Consider the following 18,372-nt stretch of genomic DNA (forward strand, 5'->3'; position numbering starts at 1 on the left):
GATCATGGGAGTCACCGGTGCCACCGTGACTGCATGACCGTCCTCCTCGGATCCGCGCTGTGTTGCCTCGCTCTTCTCACCGTCGGTCGGTGGGTGACGCCGACGGTGCCCGACCTGCTCGCGGCCGCCGTCGTCGGTGCCGCGCTCGGCGCGGTCACCACCGACGTGGCGATCCTCGCGGTCGGGGCGTGGTCCTGTGCCGTCGCGCTCGTCGACCTGGTCCGTCACCGCCTGCCGGACGATCTGACGCTGCCCGCCGCGGGTGCGGTGCTCCTGGCAGCCGCCCACCAGGGTGGGGGCGAGTCGGCGCTCCTCGGCGGCCTGGCTCTGGCCGGTGTGCACCTCGTCGGGTCGGTGGCGTCACCCGGATCGATCGGAGGCGGCGACGTCAAGCTGTGCCTCGCACTCGGGGGACTGGGCGCGGTCTCGGGGCCGTCCGTGTGGACGGTGGCCGCCGTGCTGGCACCGACGACGACGCTGGTGCTGGCGGCGATGACGGGACGAACCGGGGGAGCGGCGGTGATTCCGCACGGACCCGCTCTGTGTGCGGCGACCCTGGTGGCGTGGGTGAACGCCGGGACGTGAAAAGATCGATCCGTGTTGCGATGGATCACTGCCGGAGAATCTCACGGCCCTGCCCTGGTTTCCATTCTCGAGGGCATGGTGGCCGGAGTCGAGGTGACCTCCGAGGACATCGGAGCTCAGCTCGCCCGACGACGCCTGGGCTACGGCCGCGGCGCCCGCATGAAGTTCGAGGCCGACAAGGTCACCGTCATCGGCGGTGTCCGGCACGGCTCGACGCTCGGCGGTCCCGTCGCCATCGAGATCGGCAACACGGAGTGGCCGAAGTGGGAGACCGTCATGGCGGCCGACCCGGTCGATCCCGCCGTGCTCGCCGACCTCGCGCGCAATGCGCCCCTGACCCGTCCGCGCCCCGGCCACGCCGACTACTCGGGCATGCTCAAGTATGGCTTCGACGACGCCCGGCCCGTGCTCGAGCGTGCCAGCGCACGGGAGACTGCCGCCCGCGTCGCGGTCGGCACCGTCGCGCGACAGTTCCTGAAACAGGTCCTCGGCGTCGACGTCCTGTCGCACGTCATCTCGATCGGCGCGTCCGACCCGTACGAGGGCCCGGAGCCGTCGGCGGGAGACATCGAGGCGATCGACGCCAGCCCCGTGCGGGCGTTCGACGCCGTGGCCGAGCAGTCCATGATCACCGAGATCGAAGCGGCAAAGCGCGACGGGGACACCCTCGGCGGCATCGTCGAGGTGGTCGTCCACGGCCTTCCCGTGGGACTCGGCTCGTTCGTCACCGGCGACAGCAAGCTCGACGCGCAGCTCGCCGCGGCACTCATGGGCATCCAGGCCATCAAGGGTGTGGAGGTCGGCGACGGGTTCGAGACCGCACGCCGCCGCGGCAGCGCCGCCCACGACGAGATCCTCCCCGGCCCGGACGGGATCGTCCGCACCACCAACCGCGCCGGCGGCATCGAGGGCGGCATGACCAACGGCGCCCCGCTCCGGGTGCGCGCGGCCATGAAGCCCATCTCCACGGTTCCGCGTGCCCTGGCGACGGTGGACATGTCCACCGGCGAGGGTGCGGTGGCCATCCACCAGCGCAGCGACGTCTGCGCCGTGCCGGCCGCGGGGGTCGTCGCGGAGACCATGGTGGCTCTGGTACTCGCCCGCGCCACGCTGGAGAAGTTCGGAGGCGACTCCGTCGCCGAGACCGCCGGCAACGTGCGCCGCTACGTGGAGAACGCGCAAGCCCGTCCGCCGCGATGACCGGGCAGGCCGGGGCGGGGCAGGCCGGGGAGGTCTCCGGTCCGCCGCGCGCGGTGCTGATCGGGCCACCCGGCGCCGGGAAGTCCACCATCGGCCGACGGCTGGCTCAGGCCCTGGGCACGCAGGTGTACGACACGGACGTGGCCATCGAGAAGGACACCGGCCGCACCATCCCGCAGATCTTCGCCGAGAGCGGTGAGGCGGAGTTCCGTGCCATCGAGGAGCGCATCGTGCTCGATGCGCTACGCACGTATCCGGGCATCGTGTCCCTGGGCGGTGGGGCGATCCTGTCCTCGCGCACTCGTGCGGCGCTCCGCGGTCATACCGTCGTCTACCTCGAGATCAGTGTCGGCGAGGGCCTCCGGCGCACCGGTGCGACCACTGCCAACGCTTCGCGACCCCTCTTGGCCGGCTCGGACCCGCGGGCGAAGTACCGCGAACTGATGCGCACTCGGCGACCCCTGTACCGCGAGGTGTCCACCATCCGTGTCCGCACGGACGGCCGCAGCCCTGCTCGCGTCGTCACCGCTGTGCTCGGCCGTCTCGGCGTCGCCCCCGCCGACCGCGTCCCCGCGCCGGCCGCACCACCGCAGCGGACCTCGCCGCGGCGCCGGATCCGGCGCAAGGGCGGACGTCCGATCCCCACCGATCCGGGACCGTTGCCGCGGCAGTCGTCACCACGGACCGGCCGTACCCGACCACCGCAGGATCCACCCCCAGCACAGGAGACGCTCTCGTGACAGAACCTGTTCGTATCGACGTCCGGACGGCGAACCCGTACCCCGTGATCATCGGTCGCGGTCTGCTCACCGACCTGGTGGAGCAGCTCGCGGGCACGCGCACCGTCGCGATCTTCCATCAGCCTCCGCTCGCCGAGACCGCTGAGGCCGTCCGAGCAGCACTGGCGGACAACGGGATCGACGCACACCGCATCGAGATCCCCGATGCCGAGGACGGCAAGGAACTGGCCGTCGCCGGCTTCTGTTGGGAGGTGCTCGGCCGCATCGGTCTGACGCGGAGCGACGCCGTGGTCAGCCTGGGCGGCGGCGCGGCCACCGATCTCGCCGGCTTCGTCGCGGCCACCTGGATGCGCGGCGTCCGCATCGTGCACGTGCCCACCACGCTGCTCGCCATGGTCGACGCGGCCGTGGGAGGCAAGACCGGCATCAACACCGACGCCGGGAAGAACCTCGTCGGTGCCTTCCACGAGCCTGCGGCCGTCCTGGTGGACCTGGCGACCCTCGAGACGGTGCCGCACAACGAGATCGTGGCCGGGCTCGCCGAGGTGATCAAGACCGGATTCATCGCCGACCCGGTCATTCTCGACCTCATCGAGGCGGATCCCGCTGCCGCGCTGGACCCGACGGGCGAGGTGTTGCCCGAGCTGATCCGGCGCTCCATCGAGGTGAAGGCTCGGGTCGTCGCGGCCGATCTCCGGGAGTCCGATCTTCGCGAGATCCTGAACTACGGCCACACCCTGGGACACGCGATCGAGCGCCGCGAGAAGTACAAGTGGCGCCACGGCGCCGCGGTCTCCGTGGGTCTGGTGTTTGCCGCCGAGCTCGGACGTCTCGCGGGGCGACTGTCGGACGATGTCGCCGACCGGCACCGCAGCATCCTGCAGGCGGTGGGACTGCCCGTCAGTTACGACGCGGACGCGTTCGCCCATCTGCTGTCGGGCATGCAGACGGACAAGAAGAACCGCAACGGGCTGCTGCGCTTCGTCGTGCTGGACGGACTGGCCAAGCCGGGCCGCCTCGAAGGACCGGATCCGGCGCTGCTGGCCGCCGCGTACTCCGCGGTGGCGCGTGAGGAGCCGACGACGGGGTCGTCGATCTTCCTCTGACGACGGGGTCGGTCAGGAGGAGCGGTCGCCCTTCGCGAGGTTCGGGCGCGGATCGGAGTCCCGGACCGGCGCGAAGACCTCGGTGTCGGCGTCCGACTCGCCCCGTGCGGGTGCTCCGGAGGTGACGCGGTCGCGCTCGGTCGCGTCCTCCTTCTTGCCCGGCCGCAGGTCCTCCTGCTTGTCGTCGCCGCGTCCGGCCAGCCAGCGGCCCACCGTGACGGCGATGACCGTGGGGATGAAGACGAGCAGAATCGTGAACGCCGCGCCGGAGGTGACCTCGAAGAAGAGGGAGTTGCTGCTCACCGCGAGGTTCGCCACCGCCGAGAACACCCAGCAGACGAGCCCGGCGAGAACACCGGCCACGACCGACGCCTTCAGCCACAGCATCGTGAAATCGGTCCGGCCCTCGCCGTGGTCACCGCGGCGGTGCGCGTTGATCCCGTCGATTCCGCCCCACACGACGGCCACGAGAACGACGGCGGCCAGCGTGATCATGCGCAACACGGACCCTTGCGCGGGCCAGGCGGAGACCGCCAGCGCGAGCAGCACTCGTGCAACCACATGAACCAGCGCCATCCCCACACCGCGAACCACCCACCCAGTCATGCTGCACACAGTAATCACCCCGGTCGGTCGCGTGTGCTTCTGCCCACATATCCGGGTGCGGTGTCGTCGGGCGGACCGGTGTCGCCGGCCGTCGGTGACGGCGGCGGTAGGTTCGAGAGATGCCGTCCTCCGACCGCGCCGCACGGCGCGACGCTCTCAGAGAACTCGTCCGCGACCGGGAGGCCGACGCGCTCCTGGTGACCGATCTGCTCAACGTCCGGTACCTCACGGGGTTCACCGGTTCCAATGCCGCGCTGCTGCTGAGTGCGCACGACTCCGCCTCCGACGAGTCCGGCACCGTGGTGTGCACCGACGGTCGGTACGTGACGCAGGTGGCCGAGCAGGTGCCCGACCTCGCGGCGGTGATCGACCGCGCGGGCCCTGTTCGCCTGCTGCAGGACGCCGGCGGTGCGCGAGGCGGGCAGACCGTCGGATTCGAATCGCACGTCGTGTCCGTCGACGAGCATCAGGCATGGTCCGACGCCGCGTCCTCGCTCTCGCTCCAGCGCATGCCGCGCCTGGTGGAGAAGCTGCGGATGATCAAGGACGAGAGCGAGATCGACGCGCTGCGACGCGCCTGCGGTGTCGCCGACGCCGCGCTGGCCGCGTTGATCGAGCGGGGCGGCATCAGCGCCGGCCGGACCGAGAAGCAGGTCGCGATCGATCTGGAGTTCCTCATGCTCGAGCTGGGAGCGCACGCCATCTCGTTCGAGACCATCGTGGCCGCGGGCGCACACTCGGCGGTGCCGCACCACCGCCCCACCGGTGCGGTGCTCGAGCAGGGTGACCTGGTGAAGCTGGACTTCGGCGCGGAGGTGGACGGGTACCACTCCGACATGACGCGTACCTACGTGTTGGGCACCCCCGCGGACTGGCAGCGCGAGCTGTACGCCCTCGTCGAACAGTCCCAGGCCGCCGGACGCGCCGCCGTCCTCCCCGGCGCCGACGTGCAGGCGGTGGACGGAGCGGCTCGCTCGGTCATCGTGGACGCGGGGCACGGGGACAAGTTCCTGCACGGACTCGGCCACGGCGTGGGACTCGAGATCCACGAAGCGCCGGGAATCGGTGCCACCGGCACCGGTACACTGCTCTGCGGTGCTGCGGTGACAGTCGAGCCCGGCGTGTACTTCTCCGGTCGCGGAGGCGTACGGATCGAGGACACGCTCATCGTTCGAGAGAACGAGCCGGAACTGCTGACGCTCACCAGCAAAGAGTTCACCGTTCTGTAGGCGAGGGCCTGCCGACCAGTGCTTGTCAGGCCCGGAGGCCGTGCGCGGCGTCCGGGTACCGAGAGACCGAGACGACAGTCGACGAGGAGACGCGAAGCAAGTGGCTTCCACCAGTGATTTCAAGAACGGACTCGTTCTCAACATCGAGAACCAGTTGTGGTCCATCATCGAGTTCCAGCACGTCAAGCCTGGTAAGGGACCGGCCTTCGTGCGCACCAAGCTCAAGAACGTCACGTCGGGCAAGGTCGTCGACAAGACCTTCAACGCGGGCGTCAAGGTCGAGACCGCGACGGTCGACCGACGCGATATGACGTACCTCTACCACGACGGTTCGGACTACGTCTTCATGGACGGCGACACCTTCGACCAGATCTCCGTCGCCGAGGCGACCATCGGCGAGGTCTCGCGCTTCCTGCTCGAGAACATGAAGGTCCAGGTGGCGATGCACGAGGGTCTGCCGCTGTACGTCGAGTTGCCGGTCACGGTCGAGCTGATCGTCCAGCACACCGATCCGGGTCTGCAGGGCGACCGCTCCACCGGTGGCACCAAGCCGGCGACCCTCGAGACGGGTGCCGAGATCAACGTGCCGCTCTTCATCAACACCGGCGACAAGCTCAAGGTGGACTCCCGCGACGGCAACTACCTCGGGCGCGTGAATTCCTGAGTGAGCGAGCCTTCCAAGAACCCTGCCGCACCGGGCAAGCCGGCGGCGAAGAAGCTCGGAGCACGGCACAAGGCGCGTAAGCGCGCCGTCGACTTCCTCTTCGAGGCCGAGGCTCGGGATCTCGATCCCGTGGTGCTCGCGACCGAGCGCGGCGAGCTGTCCGCTCACGAGGAGACGGTGGCGCCGGTCAACGCGTACACCACGACTCTCGTGACCGGAGTGGCCGAGAACCTCGACCGCGTCGACTCGGTCATCGGGGATCACCTGCACCAGTGGACTCTCGATCGTCTCCCCGCCGTCGACCGCGCGATCCTGCGCGTCGCGGTCTGGGAACTGCTCAACGCGGTCGACGTCCCGCCGGTGGTGGCCGTCGACGAGGCGGTCGAGCTGGCCAAGCAACTCTCCACCGACGACTCGCCGTCCTTCGTCAACGGGGTGCTGGGCCAGATCGTGCTCGTCGCACCCCAGGTGCGCGCCGCCGCGGCGGCGCGTCCGGCGGCGCAGAGCCGGCCCGTGACGGAGAACACCGCCGACGACGCCGTACCGCCCGCCTCGAGCTGAGTTCGAGCCCGGCGTGGTTGGTATAGTCACCGCGTCAGACATCCTTTAACGATCCGTCCAGTGAGGCGGAGAAGGAGGTCACCTGTTCTCGTGTCCTCAGACGAGCCCGGTACCCCCGGTCCAGCAGGCCAGTCCCGCGAGCTGTTGTCGTCGGCGGACGTCGGCCGCACCATCGCCCGGATGGCCCACCAGATCATCGAGAAGACCGCGTTCGGCTCGGCCGACGCCGCTCCGCTGGTTCTCGTGGGTATTCCCACTCGCGGTTCCACTCTCGCCACGCGCCTCGCGGCGCGGATCGAGGAGTACTCCGGACTCCGCCCGCCGGTCGGCTCTCTCGACATCACGCTCTACCGCGACGATCTGCGCAGCAAGCCCCATCGCGCGCTCGAGCGCACCTCGATGCCCGACACCGGTGTGGACGGCGCCCTCGTCGTGATCGTCGACGACGTGCTGTTCTCCGGCCGATCGGTGCGCGCCGCGCTCGACGCTCTCCGCGATCTCGGGCGTCCGCGGGCCGTGCAGCTCGCGGTGCTCATCGACCGCGGCCACCGCGAACTCCCGCTCCGCGCGGACTACGTGGGCAAGAACGTGCCGACCGCGCGCACCGAGGACGTCTCGGTGCTGCTCGACGAGCACGACGGTCGAGACGGGGTGGAGCTCTCGTGAGTGCCCGGCACCTGCTGTCGACGATGGACCTGAGCCGCGACGACGCCACCGACATCCTGGACGAGGCGGAGCGCTTCGAGCAGGCGCTGCTCGGCCGCGACGTGCGCAAACTCCCCACCCTGCGCGGCAAGACGGTCATGACCGTCTTTTACGAGAACTCGACGCGCACCCGGGTGTCGTTCGAGGTCGCGGGCAAGTGGATGAGCGCGGACGTCGTCAACGTCAGCGCGAGCAGCTCCTCCGCGTCGAAGGGTGAGTCGCTGCGCGACACCGCCCTCACGCTGCGAGCGGCCGGCGCGGACGCCCTGATCGTGCGGCACCCCGCGTCCGGTGCGGCGCACCGCATCGCCCAGTGGACGGCCCTGCCCGACGGATCGGGTCCGGCCGTGATCAACGCCGGCGACGGCACGCACGAGCATCCCACCCAGGCTCTGCTCGACGCGCTGACGCTGCGCCAGCGTCTCGGCGGAATCGAGGGCCGCCGCATCGCCATCGTCGGTGACGTCCTGCACAGCCGCGTCGCCCGGTCCAACGCGTTCCTGCTGGCCACGCTCGGTGCCGAGGTGGTGGTCGTCGCGCCGCGCACTCTGCTGCCGGTCGGCATCGAGACCTGGCCCGTCACCGTGGCACCGTCGCTCGACTCCGAGCTGCCGGCGCTCGACGCCGTCATGATGCTGCGCGTCCAGGCCGAACGCATGAACGGTGGCTTCTTCCCGTCGGCACGGGAGTACTCCATCGGATACGGGTTGTCGCAGAAGCGGTTCGATCTGCTTCCCGACCACGCGGTGGTGCTGCACCCCGGTCCGATGCTCCGCGGCATGGAGATCGGCTTCTCGGTCGCCGACGCACCCGAGACCGCCGTCCTGCAACAAGTCCAGAATGGAGTGCACGTGCGTATGGCAGTGCTGTTCCGCCTGCTCATCGGGTCCGAGCCGACCACGGGACTCGCGCGATGAGCGGGACCGTGGTGCTGCGCTCGGTGCGCCCCTACGGCGAGGGTGATCCCGTGGACGTGGTGGTGTCGGGCGGCGTCATCGACGCGATCGGCGCGGACGTCACCGTTCCCGAGGGTGCCGAGATCGTGGACGGTGCCGGTGGCGTTCTGTTGCCCGGCTTCGTCGATCTGCACACTCATGTCCGGGAGCCGGGCCGCGAGGACACCGAGACCATCGAGACGGGTTCCGCCGCAGCAGCTCTCGGCGGATACACCGCCGTCTTCGCGATGGCGAACACCTCTCCGGTCGCGGACTCCGTGGTGGTCACCGACCACGTGTGGCGTCGCGGCCAGGAGGTCGGGCTGGTCGACGTCCACCCCGTCGGCGCCGTCACCGTGGGCCTGCAGGGCAAGGCCCTGGCGGAGATGGCCACCATGAACGCGGGTGTCGGTGCGGTCCGGATGTTCTCGGACGACGGTCACTGCGTCGCCGACCCACTGCTGATGCGCCGTGCCCTCGAGTACGCGGCCGGCCTGGGAGTGCTCATCGCCCAGCACGCCGAGGAGCCGCGGCTCACCGAAGGTGCCGTCGCCCACGAGGGTCCGACCGCGGCGCGCCTGGGTCTCACCGGATGGCCCCGGTCCGCGGAGGAGTCCATCGTCGCCCGCGACGCGATCCTCGCGCGGGACGCGCGCAGCCGCGTCCACATCTGCCACGCCTCCACCGCCGGCACCGTGGAGCTCCTCGACTGGGCGAAGAAGCAGGGCATCGCCATCACGGCCGAGGTGACACCGCACCATCTGTTCCTGGACGACTCGCGTCTCGAGACCTACGACGCCGTGAACAAGGTGAACCCGCCGCTGCGGGAGGCCTCCGACGTCCAGGCACTCCGCGCGGCGTTGGCCTCGGGTGTCGTGGACTGCGTGGCCACCGATCACGCGCCGCACGCCGAGCAGGACAAGTGCTGCGAGTTCTCGCAGGCCCGGCCCGGCATGCTCGGTCTCGAGACCGCCCTGTCGGTGATCGTCACGACCATGGTGGAGACCGGTCTGCTCGACTGGCGCGGCGTCGCACGGGTCATGAGCGAGCGACCGGCGGAGATCGTCGGGCTCACCGACCAGGGTCGGCCCATCGCGGTCGGAGAGCCCGCCAACCTGACGATCGTCGACCCGGACGTCCGGTGGACCGTCGTCCCGAAGGATCTGGCCTCGCTGTCCGCCAACACCCCGTACGAGTCGCTCGAGCTGCCCGCGAAGGTCACCGCGACGCTGCTGCGCGGACGGATCACCAGCCGCGACGGAGTCGCGGCCGCGCCATCGGGAGGGATGAACTAGATGGACAGAGTGCTGTTGGTGGTCGGCTTCCTCGTGTTCTGGGTCGCCATGATCGGCCTGATCATCTGGGGCTGGAAGAACCGTCAGAAGCGTCAGGCCGACGCGATCGGAACCCTGCCGGCCGTGCCGGAGCAGCTCGGCGCCGTCGTCACCCCGGCCTGCACAGGTCTGTACGTGGGATCGACGTTGGCCCCGAGCTGGCAGAACCGGATCGCCGTGGGCGACATGGGCCATCGCGCCACCGGAACGCTGACGCGCTACGAGACGGGCATCCTGCTCGAGCGCACGGGGGAGTCCGACATCTGGATGCCCGCCGACTCGCTCCGCGCCGTGCGGACCGAGCGTGGCCTCGCCGGCAAGGTCATGACCAGGGACGGCCTGCTGGTCGTCCGCTGGGAACTGCCCACCGGCACCGAGATCGACACCGGCTTCCGAGCCGACGACAAGACGGTCTACCCGCAGTGGGTGGACGACACGAGCAGTGACGAGAAGGAGACCGCGTGAGCACCCAGGACGCCGCGGCACTGGTCCTCGAGGACGGGCGCATCTTCCGTGGCACCGCGTTCGGAGCCCGGGGTTCGACCCTGGGCGAGGCGGTGTTCTGCACCGGCATGACCGGCTACCAGGAGACGCTGACCGATCCGAGCTACCACCGCCAGATCGTGGTGGCCACGGCCCCTCAGATCGGCAACACCGGCTGGAACGGTGAGGACAACGAGTCCGTCGGACGCACCGGCGACGCCGACGACTCCCGTATGTGGGTCGCCGGGTTCGCCGTCCGCGACCCCAGCCGCCGCAGCTCGAGCTGGCGCTCGACCGGCACCCTGGGCGAGGAGATGGCGCGGCAGGACGTCGTCGGCATCGCCGAGATCGACACCCGCGCGCTGGTGCGGCACCTGCGCACCCGCGGGTCGATGAAGGCCGGCATCTTCTCCGGCGAGGCCCTCACCGACGTCGACGCGCTGATCGAGACCGTGCGCAGCCAGCCGAGCATGGTGGGTGCGGATCTGGCGGGCGAGGTGAGCACGACCGAGGGTTACACGGTCGACCCCGAGGGCGAGCCCCGGTACTCCGTCGTCGCGGTCGACCTCGGCATCAAGTCGAACACGCCACGCATGTTCGCGCAGCGGGGAATCCGGGTCCACGTGGTCCCCGCGAACGCCGACATCGACCAGGTGCGGGCACTCGGCGCGGACGGCGTGTTCCTGTCCAACGGACCGGGCGACCCGGCCACCGCGGACTCCGTGGTGCGGCTGACCGAGCAGGTGCTCGGCGACGGCACCCCGCTGTTCGGCATCTGCTTCGGCAACCAGATCCTCGGCCGTGCACTCGGCCGCTCCACCTACAAGATGACCTTCGGTCACCGGGGCATGAACATCCCGGTGATCGAACACGGCACGGGCCGCATCTCCATCACGGCCCAGAACCACGGGTTCGCGCTCGAGGGCGAGGCCGGCGAGGAGTTCGACACCCCCTTCGGCCGGGCGATCGTCAGCCACACGTGCGCGAACGACGGCACCGTCGAAGGTGTCCGTCTGCTCGACGACTCGGCGTTCTCGGTGCAGTACCACCCCGAGGCCGCGGCCGGTCCGCACGACGCCGAGTACCTCTTCGACCGTTTCCTGCAGCTCCTCGACAAGAAAGCCGGCCAGTAATGCCACGGCGCACAGACCTCCAGCACATCCTGGTCATCGGATCCGGACCGATCGTCATCGGTCAGGCATGCGAGTTCGACTACTCCGGAACGCAGGCCTGCCGTGTGCTCCGCGAGGAGGGCCTGCGGGTCAGCCTCGTGAACTCGAACCCGGCGACGATCATGACGGACCCCGAGTTCGCGGACTCCACCTACGTCGAACCCATCACGGCGGAGTTCGTCGAGAAGGTCATCGCGAAGGAGAAGGCCGAGGGCCATCCCATCGATGCGGTGCTCGCCACCCTCGGCGGCCAGACGGCGCTCAACTGCGCGGTGGCGCTGCACGAGCAGGGGATCCTCGAGAAGTACGACGTCGAGCTCATCGGAGCCGACTTCGAGGCGATCCAGCGTGGTGAGGATCGCCAGAAGTTCAAGGACATCGTCGCGAAGGTCGGCGGCGAGAGTGCCCGGTCGCGTGTCTGTTACACGATGGCCGAGGTGCACGACACCGTTGCCGAACTCGGCCTGCCCGTCGTCATCCGGCCCAGCTTCACCATGGGCGGGCTCGGCTCCGGCATGGCGTACACGACCGAGGATCTCGAGCGTCTCGCCGGCGGCGGACTGGCCGCGTCGCCGTCCGCCAACGTGCTCATCGAGGAGTCCATCTACGGGTGGAAGGAGTACGAGCTCGAGCTGATGCGCGACAACCGCGACAACGTGGTGATCGTGTGTTCGATCGAGAACGTCGACCCGATGGGTGTGCACACGGGCGACTCCATGACGGTCGCTCCGGCGATGACGCTCACCGACCGCGAGTACCAGAAGATGCGCGATCTGGGCATCGCCATCCTCCGCGAGGTCGGCGTCGACACGGGCGGATGCAACATCCAGTTCGCGATCGATCCGAAGGACGGTCGTCTGATCGTCATCGAGATGAACCCGCGCGTCTCGCGGTCGAGTGCACTCGCCTCGAAGGCGACGGGATTCCCGATCGCCAAGATCGCGGCGAAGCTCGCGGTGGGGTACAGCCTCGACGAGATCGTCAACGACATCACGGGCGAGACACCGGCCTGTTTCGAGCCGACGTTGGACTACGTCGTCGTCAAGGCGCCGCGCTTCGCGTTCGAGAAGTTCCCGGGGGCCGACGCCACCCTCACGACGACGATGAAGTCGGTCGGCGAGGCGATGAGCCTGGGCCGCAACTTCACCGAGGCGCTCGGCAAGGTGCTGCGGTCGCTCGAGACCAAGGCCACCGGATTCTGGACCACGTCGGACGAGGTGCTGGCGGGGGACCGGGCGCACGATCTGCAGGCGGTGCTCGCCGACCTGAAGGTTCCCACCGAGGGACGCATCTACGACGCCGAGTTGGCGCTGCGCCTCGGCGGCACCGTCGAGGAGGTCGCCGCCGCGTCCGGTATCGACCCGTGGTTCATCGACGAGATCGCCGGACTGGTGGAACTGCGGACCCGGCTGCTCGACGCTCCCGTCCTCGACGAGAACCTGCTGCGTCGGGCCAAGCACTCGGGCCTGTCCGATCGGCAGATCGCGGCACTGCGTCCCGAGCTCGCGGGCGAGGACGGGGTGCGCTCGCTGCGCCACCGGCTGGGAGTGCGGCCCGTCTTCAAGACCGTCGACACGTGCGCCGCGGAGTTCGAGGCGAAGACGCCGTACCACTACTCCACGTACGAGCTCGATCCCGGCGCGGAGACCGAGGTGGCCCCGCAGACCACGCTCGGCAAGGTGCTCATCCTGGGCTCCGGTCCCAACCGCATCGGCCAGGGCATCGAGTTCGACTACTCGTGCGTGCACGCGGCCACGACGCTCTCGGCCGCCGGCTACGAGACCGTGATGGTGAACTGCAACCCCGAGACCGTCTCCACCGACTACGACACGGCGGATCGTCTGTACTTCGAGCCGCTCACGTTCGAGGACGTGCTCGAGGTGTACCTGGCGGAGAAGGAGTCGGGCGAAGGTGGACCAGGTGTCGTCGGTGTCCTCTGCCAGCTCGGTGGGCAGACGCCGCTCGGTCTCGCGCAGCGACTGCAGGACGCCGGTGTGCCGATCGTCGGCACGTCGCCCGAGGCGATCGACCTGGCGGAGGACCGCAAGGAGTTCGGTGAGGTGCTCGTCGCCGCCGGTCTGCCCGCGCCGAAGTTCGGCACGGCCACCACGTTCGACGGCGCGAAGCGCATCGCGAGCGAGATCGGCTACCCCGTGCTCGTGCGTCCGTCGTACGTGCTGGGCGGACGCGGCATGGAGATCGTCTACGACGAGGCGTCGCTGGACGACTACATCTCCCGCGCCACCGAGCTCACGCCGGAGCACCCCGTGCTGGTGGACCGGTTCCTCGAGGACGCGATCGAGATCGACGTCGACGCCCTGTGCGACGGCACCGAGGTCTACCTCGGCGGCGTCATGGAGCACATCGAGGAGGCGGGCATCCACTCCGGCGACTCCGCGTGCGCGCTGCCCCCGATCACGCTCGGCCGCACCGACATCGACGCGGTCCGCCGATCGACGGAGGCGCTCGCGTTCGGGATCGGGGTCCGCGGGCTGCTCAACGTGCAGTACGCCCTCAAGGACGACGTGCTCTACGTGCTCGAGGCCAACCCTCGTGCGAGCCGCACGGTGCCCTTCGTCTCCAAGGCCACGGCGGTGCCGCTCGCGAAGGCCGCGGCCCGGATCGCTCTGGGCGCGACCATCGCGGAGTTGCGGGCGGACGGCGTGTTGCCGCCCACCGGTGACGGCGGGCACGCTGCCTTCGATGCACCGGTCGCGGTCAAGGAGGCCGTGCTGCCCTTCAACCGGTTCCGCAAGGCGGACGGCAGTGGCGTCGACACCCTCCTGAGCCCCGAGATGAAGTCGACCGGCGAGGTCATGGGAATCGACGCGGACTTCGGTACCGCGTTCGCGAAGAGCCAGACCGCCGCGTACGGCTCGCTGCCGACGACGGGGTCGATCTTCGTGTCCATCGCGAACCGCGACAAGCGGTCGATGGTGTTCCCGGTCAAGCGGCTCGCCGATCTGGGCTTCCGCATCCTCGCGACCGAGGGAACGGCGGAGATGCTGCGCCGCAACGGCATCAGCAGCGACGTGGTGCGCAAGCACTCCGACGTGCTCGAGGACGGTGAGCGGACCATCGTGGACCTGATCCGCGAGGGGGAGGTCGACATGGTGTTCAACACACCGTTCGGCAACTCCGGCCCGCGGGTCGACGGGTACGAGATCCGCAGCGCCGCGGTGGCGCGCAACATCCCGTGCATCACCACCGTGCAGGGTGCCGCGGCCGCGGTGCAGGGGATCGAGGCGAGCATCCGCGGCGACATCGGGGTGCAGTCGCTCCAGGATCTGCACAGCTCGCTGACGACGTACCTGCGAGCGGGCACCGGGCCGACGGCCACGACCGACCCGGTCACCCCTCGGTGACCGGTAGTCCGGAGGCCGGGGTGTGGCGCAGGAAGCTGACCGCGGCCGTCCGGTCGCGGGGACGCCTGTGTGTCGGCATCGATCCGCACTCCGGGATCCTCGCGTCGTGGGGCCTCGACGACACCGTGGCGGGCCTCGACCGCTTCGCGCGGCTCTGCGTCGAGGCGTTCGCGTCGGACATCGGGGTGGTCAAGCCGCAGGTGGCGTTCTTCGAGCGCTTCGGGTCCGGTGGACTCGCCGTGCTCGAGCGGACCATCGCCGATCTGCGTGCGGCGGGCGTGCTCGTCGTCGCGGACGCGAAGCGTGGGGACATCGGGTCCACGTCCGAGGCGTACGCCCGGGCGTGGCTGGACCCGTCCTCACCACTCGCCTCGGACGCCGTGACGGTTTCGCCCTACCTCGGGGTGGGTGCGCTGACGCCGTTCGTCGAGCAGGCGACTGAGCACGGTTGCGGCCTGTTCGTGCTCGCACGCACGTCGAATCCCGAGGGCGCGGCGCTGCAGCAGGCGGTCACCGCCACCGGTGCGAGCGTCGCGCAGGCCGTGGTCGACGAGGCCGCGGCGGTCAACACGCGGGCGAACGACGACGTCATGGGTCTCGTGGTGGGTGCGACACGCGGACACGGGCTCGATCTGCGGACGTTCTCGGGGCCGATCCTCGCGCCCGGACTCGGCGCCCAGGGTGCCACCGCGCAGGACCTGCCCTCCCTGTTCCAGGGTTCGTCAGAGTTGTTGCTGCCCAACTCTTCCCGCGACGTCCTGCGACACGGTCCGGACGTGGCCGCTCTACGGGAGGCGGCGATCGTCGCTCGCGACACCGTCGAGCACGCCCTCGCATAGACCACCATCGCGGCGACACGGCGGCGGGGGGCAAGTTCGCAATCGGCGCCCTGCCCGGGTACGGTCGCTATCGCCGCTGGTCAATCCGGTGGCAGTGACTGGATGTACCAGAACGGCCGGCTCGCGCACATCGCGTGACGCGGGTACGGAATGCACTTCTCGACAGAGATTCACCGATGAGACGGAGGAACCGTGGCCCTTCCCCAGTTGACCGATGAGCAGCGCGCTGCTGCCTTGGAGAAGGCGGCACAAGCTCGTCGTGTCCGGGCTGAGCTCAAGGAACGCCTCAAGCGCGGCGGAACCGACCTCAAGCAGGTCCTCAAGGACGCCGAAGAGGACGAGATCCTCGGCAAGATGAAGGTGTCCGCACTGCTCGAGGCTCTGCCCAAGGTCGGCAAGGTCAAGGCTCAGGAGATCATGACCGAGCTGGAGATCGCACCCACCCGCCGCCTGCGCGGACTGGGCGATCGTCAGCGCAAGGCGCTTCTCGCCAGGTTCGACTTCGAGGCCTGACAGCGACGTGTCGACCGACAACGAGTCGACGGCAGTGTCGAGCGAGGACTCCTCGCTCAGGAAGGGCCGGCTGGTGGTACTGGCCGGCCCTTCCGCCGTCGGTAAGTCCAGTGTGGTCGCGAAGGTGCGTCAGCAGCTTCCCGATCTGTACTTCAGCGTGTCGGCGACGACGCGCGATCCCCGCCCCGGCGAGGTGCACGGACAGGACTACCGGTTCGTGGACGCCGCGGAGTTCGATCGCATGATCGAGGCCGGTGATCTCCTCGAATGGGCGGAGATCCACCGCGGCCTGCACCGCAGCGGTACGCCCGCCGAGCCCGTGCGTCGCGCGCTCGCCGCCGGTGAGCCGGTTCTCCTCGAGGTGGATCTGCAGGGTGCGCGCGCGGTCCGTGCCGCCGCCCCGGAGGCTCTGCTCGTGTTTCTCGCGCCGCCCTCCTGGGACGTGCTGGTGGGTCGGCTCACCGGCCGCGGCACCGAACCGCAGGACGTCATCGAGCGTCGGCTCGAGACCGCGCGCGAGGAGCTGGCGGCCTCCGACGAGTTCGACACGGTCATCGTGAACGACGATGTCGACCGAGCGTGCGCGGAGTTGGTATCCTTATTGGTCGGTGGCATCCCGAACAGTGAGTTCGGGACCGCGTGACCGCACAGGTAACACCAGTTTTCTCTTCCGAGGCATCCGCCCCGGTGAATCTTCAGGAGCATTTGTGAGTAGTCCCTTGGCGAACGTGTCCGATTCCTTCTCCCGTATCGACGTGGCGACGTACGACACCCCGCTGGGCATCACCAACCCGCCCATCGACGAGCTGCTGGACCGGACGTCGTCGAAGTACGCGCTGGTCATCTACGCCGCCAAGCGCGCGCGTCAGATCAACGACTACTACAACCAGCTCGGTGACGGCATCCTCGAGTACGTCGGCCCCCTCGTCGAACCGGGTCTGCAGGAGAAGCCGCTGTCCATCGCCATGCGCGAGATCCACGCCGACCTTCTCGAGCACGTCGAAGGCGAGTGAGTTCCCTGTCTCCTTCGAACACGACGACACGGCGTCACGTCGTGGTCGGTGTCGGGGGAGGGATCGCCGCGTACAAGGCGTGCGGGCTGATCCGCCACTTCACCGAGGCGGGTGACGACGTCCGCGTCGTCCCCACCGAGTCGGCGCTGCAGTTCGTCGGCCGGGCGACCTTCGAGGCGTTGTCGGGCAACCCGGTGCACACCGGAGTGTTCGCCGACGTGCCGGAGGTACCGCACGTCCGCCTCGGTCAGAACGCCGATCTCGTCGTCGTCGCCCCGGCCACGGCCGACCTGCTGTCGCGGGCCGCTGCCGGACGCGCCGACGACCTGTTGACGGCGACGTTGCTCACCGCACGGTGCCCGATCGTGTTCGCGCCGGCCATGCACACCGAGATGTGGGACCACCCCGCGACCGTCGAGAACGTCGCGACGTTGCGTCGGCGCGGTGTCACGGTGATCGAGCCGGCCTCGGGTCGGCTCACCGGCAAGGACACCGGAGCGGGCCGTCTGCCCGAGCCGGACGAGATCGCCGGCATCGCCGAGCTGCTGCTCGAGCGACCCGATGCGCTGCCTCGTGACCTCGAGGGGCGGCGCGTCGTCGTCTCCGCCGGCGGCACGCGCGAGCCGTTGGACCCGGTGCGGTTCCTCGGCAACCGCAGCTCCGGAAAGCAGGGTTATGCGCTCGCGCGGGTCGCCGCCCAGCGCGGTGCCGACGTGCTGCTGATCTCCGGCTACACCAGCGACCTGTCCGCTCCTGCCGGTGTCCGCGTCGAGACGGTCCGCACCGCCGAGGACATGCGCACCGCGGTCACGGCCGCCGCCGTCGGTGCCGACGCCGTGATCATGGCCGCCGCCGTCGCCGATTTCCGGCCGACGACGCTCGCCACCAGCAAGATCAAGAAGGGTGCCAACGAGCCGGACACCATCCCGCTCACGCGCAACGCCGACATCCTGGCCGGCCTCGTCGCGGCACGCGATGCCGGTGACCTGGCCGCCGACGCCGCGATCGTCGGCTTCGCGGCCGAGACCGGCGACCAGCACGGCGACGTGCTGACGCACGCCCGCGCCAAGCTGGCACGCAAGAAGTGCGACCTCCTGGTTGTGAATGCGGTCGGTGAGGGTAAAGCATTTGAGATGGACGACAACGACGGCTGGATCCTGTCCGCGGACGGGACCGAGCTGGCGCTCGAACACGGATCGAAGGCGCTCATGTCGTCTCGTGTGATCGATGCGTTGGTGCCCCTGTTGCGCGTGCGTCAACCGTCACCGACGTCGCAGGAGTGTACGAGCGCCGACGACTCGCGGTGACCCGCAGTACTCGAG

General features: G+C 69.6%; 18 protein-coding genes and 1 pseudogene. 18 read left to right on the top strand and 1 reads right to left on the bottom strand.

What is annotated here, in order from left to right; genetic code table 11:
- Positions 1 to 33: 33 nt before the first annotated feature.
- The 4 genes and pseudogenes from BR07_RS0109515 (at position 34) to aroB (ending at position 3,631) form a co-directional block, all read left to right on the top strand.
- Positions 34 to 585 (top strand): prepilin peptidase, encoded by a 552-nt coding sequence (locus tag BR07_RS0109515; protein ID WP_051613216.1) that lies wholly within the window; start codon positions 34 to 36, stop codon positions 583 to 585.
- A 12-nt stretch (positions 586 to 597) separates the two neighbouring features.
- Positions 598 to 1,785, top strand: a complete 1,188-nt coding sequence (aroC, locus tag BR07_RS0109520) for a chorismate synthase (RefSeq protein WP_027505250.1) — start codon at positions 598 to 600, stop codon at positions 1,783 to 1,785.
- A pseudogene (locus BR07_RS23995) lies at positions 1,782 to 2,330 on the top strand (shikimate kinase); the annotation flags it as partial. The gene aroC and the pseudogene BR07_RS23995, both read left to right, overlap by 4 nt.
- A 191-nt stretch (positions 2,331 to 2,521) precedes the next feature.
- On the top strand, positions 2,522 to 3,631 hold the full coding sequence (gene aroB, locus BR07_RS0109530) for a 3-dehydroquinate synthase (RefSeq protein ID WP_027505251.1): 1,110 nt from the start codon (positions 2,522 to 2,524) through the stop codon (positions 3,629 to 3,631).
- A gap of 12 nt (positions 3,632 to 3,643) precedes the next feature.
- Here aroB and BR07_RS0109535 read toward each other — a convergent pair whose 3' ends face one another.
- Positions 3,644 to 4,237, bottom strand: coding sequence for a B-4DMT family transporter (locus tag BR07_RS0109535; protein ID WP_027505252.1), 594 nt, complete (start codon positions 4,235 to 4,237; stop codon positions 3,644 to 3,646).
- Between the two features lie 119 nt (positions 4,238 to 4,356).
- Between BR07_RS0109535 and BR07_RS0109540 the strand changes: the two genes are divergently transcribed.
- The 14 genes from BR07_RS0109540 (at position 4,357) to coaBC (ending at position 18,357) form a co-directional block, all read left to right on the top strand.
- On the top strand, positions 4,357 to 5,466 hold the full coding sequence (locus tag BR07_RS0109540) for a M24 family metallopeptidase (protein ID WP_027505253.1): 1,110 nt from the start codon (positions 4,357 to 4,359) through the stop codon (positions 5,464 to 5,466).
- Positions 5,467 to 5,566: 100 nt separating this feature from the next.
- Entirely contained in the window at positions 5,567 to 6,130 is a 564-nt protein-coding gene (gene efp, locus BR07_RS0109545; RefSeq protein ID WP_027505254.1) for an elongation factor P, read from the top strand.
- Entirely contained in the window at positions 6,131 to 6,691 is a 561-nt protein-coding gene (nusB, locus tag BR07_RS24000) for a transcription antitermination factor NusB (RefSeq protein ID WP_051613217.1), read from the top strand.
- Between the two features lie 90 nt (positions 6,692 to 6,781).
- On the top strand, positions 6,782 to 7,357 hold the full coding sequence (pyrR, locus tag BR07_RS0109555) for a bifunctional pyr operon transcriptional regulator/uracil phosphoribosyltransferase PyrR (protein ID WP_027505255.1): 576 nt from the start codon (positions 6,782 to 6,784) through the stop codon (positions 7,355 to 7,357).
- Positions 7,354 to 8,313, top strand: a complete 960-nt coding sequence (locus BR07_RS0109560; RefSeq protein ID WP_027505256.1) for an aspartate carbamoyltransferase catalytic subunit — start codon at positions 7,354 to 7,356, stop codon at positions 8,311 to 8,313. Before pyrR ends, BR07_RS0109560 begins: the two co-directional genes overlap by 4 nt.
- Positions 8,310 to 9,626 (top strand): dihydroorotase, encoded by a 1,317-nt coding sequence (locus BR07_RS0109565; RefSeq protein WP_027505257.1) that lies wholly within the window; start codon positions 8,310 to 8,312, stop codon positions 9,624 to 9,626. Before BR07_RS0109560 ends, BR07_RS0109565 begins: the two co-directional genes overlap by 4 nt.
- Positions 9,627 to 10,130, top strand: a complete 504-nt coding sequence (locus BR07_RS0109570) for a PH-like domain-containing protein (RefSeq protein ID WP_027505258.1) — start codon at positions 9,627 to 9,629, stop codon at positions 10,128 to 10,130.
- Positions 10,127 to 11,281, top strand: coding sequence for a glutamine-hydrolyzing carbamoyl-phosphate synthase small subunit (gene carA / locus BR07_RS0109575; protein WP_027505259.1), 1,155 nt, complete (start codon positions 10,127 to 10,129; stop codon positions 11,279 to 11,281). The genes BR07_RS0109570 and carA overlap by 4 nt, the downstream gene beginning before the upstream one ends.
- Positions 11,281 to 14,685 carry a carbamoyl-phosphate synthase large subunit gene (carB, locus tag BR07_RS24005; protein ID WP_051613218.1) on the top strand — a complete coding sequence of 1,135 codons (3,405 nt, stop codon included), beginning with the start codon at positions 11,281 to 11,283 and terminating at the stop codon, positions 14,683 to 14,685. The genes carA and carB overlap by 1 nt, the downstream gene beginning before the upstream one ends.
- Positions 14,682 to 15,524, top strand: coding sequence for an orotidine-5'-phosphate decarboxylase (pyrF, locus tag BR07_RS0109585; RefSeq protein ID WP_231476269.1), 843 nt, complete (start codon positions 14,682 to 14,684; stop codon positions 15,522 to 15,524). Before carB ends, pyrF begins: the two co-directional genes overlap by 4 nt.
- A gap of 192 nt (positions 15,525 to 15,716) precedes the next feature.
- Positions 15,717 to 16,037: an integration host factor, actinobacterial type gene (mihF, locus tag BR07_RS0109590; RefSeq protein WP_027505261.1), complete on the top strand. Its 321-nt coding sequence runs from the start codon at positions 15,717 to 15,719 to the stop codon at positions 16,035 to 16,037.
- 73 nt (positions 16,038 to 16,110) lie between these two features.
- The gene (gene gmk, locus BR07_RS0109595) at positions 16,111 to 16,680 is read left to right on the top strand and encodes a guanylate kinase (protein ID WP_027505262.1); all 570 of its coding nucleotides are present in this window, start codon (positions 16,111 to 16,113) and stop codon (positions 16,678 to 16,680) included.
- Positions 16,681 to 16,744: 64 nt separating this feature from the next.
- Positions 16,745 to 17,050, top strand: coding sequence for a DNA-directed RNA polymerase subunit omega (rpoZ, locus tag BR07_RS0109600; RefSeq protein ID WP_027505263.1), 306 nt, complete (start codon positions 16,745 to 16,747; stop codon positions 17,048 to 17,050).
- A complete protein-coding gene (coaBC, locus tag BR07_RS24010) occupies positions 17,047 to 18,357 on the top strand; it encodes a bifunctional phosphopantothenoylcysteine decarboxylase/phosphopantothenate--cysteine ligase CoaBC (RefSeq protein ID WP_051613219.1) in 1,311 nt (436 codons plus the stop codon). Before rpoZ ends, coaBC begins: the two co-directional genes overlap by 4 nt.
- Positions 18,358 to 18,372: the final 15 nt, after the last annotated feature.

The sequence above is a fragment of the Rhodococcus sp. UNC23MFCrub1.1 genome, assembly GCF_000686025.1.
GTDB lineage: Bacteria > Actinomycetota > Actinomycetes > Mycobacteriales > Mycobacteriaceae > Rhodococcoides.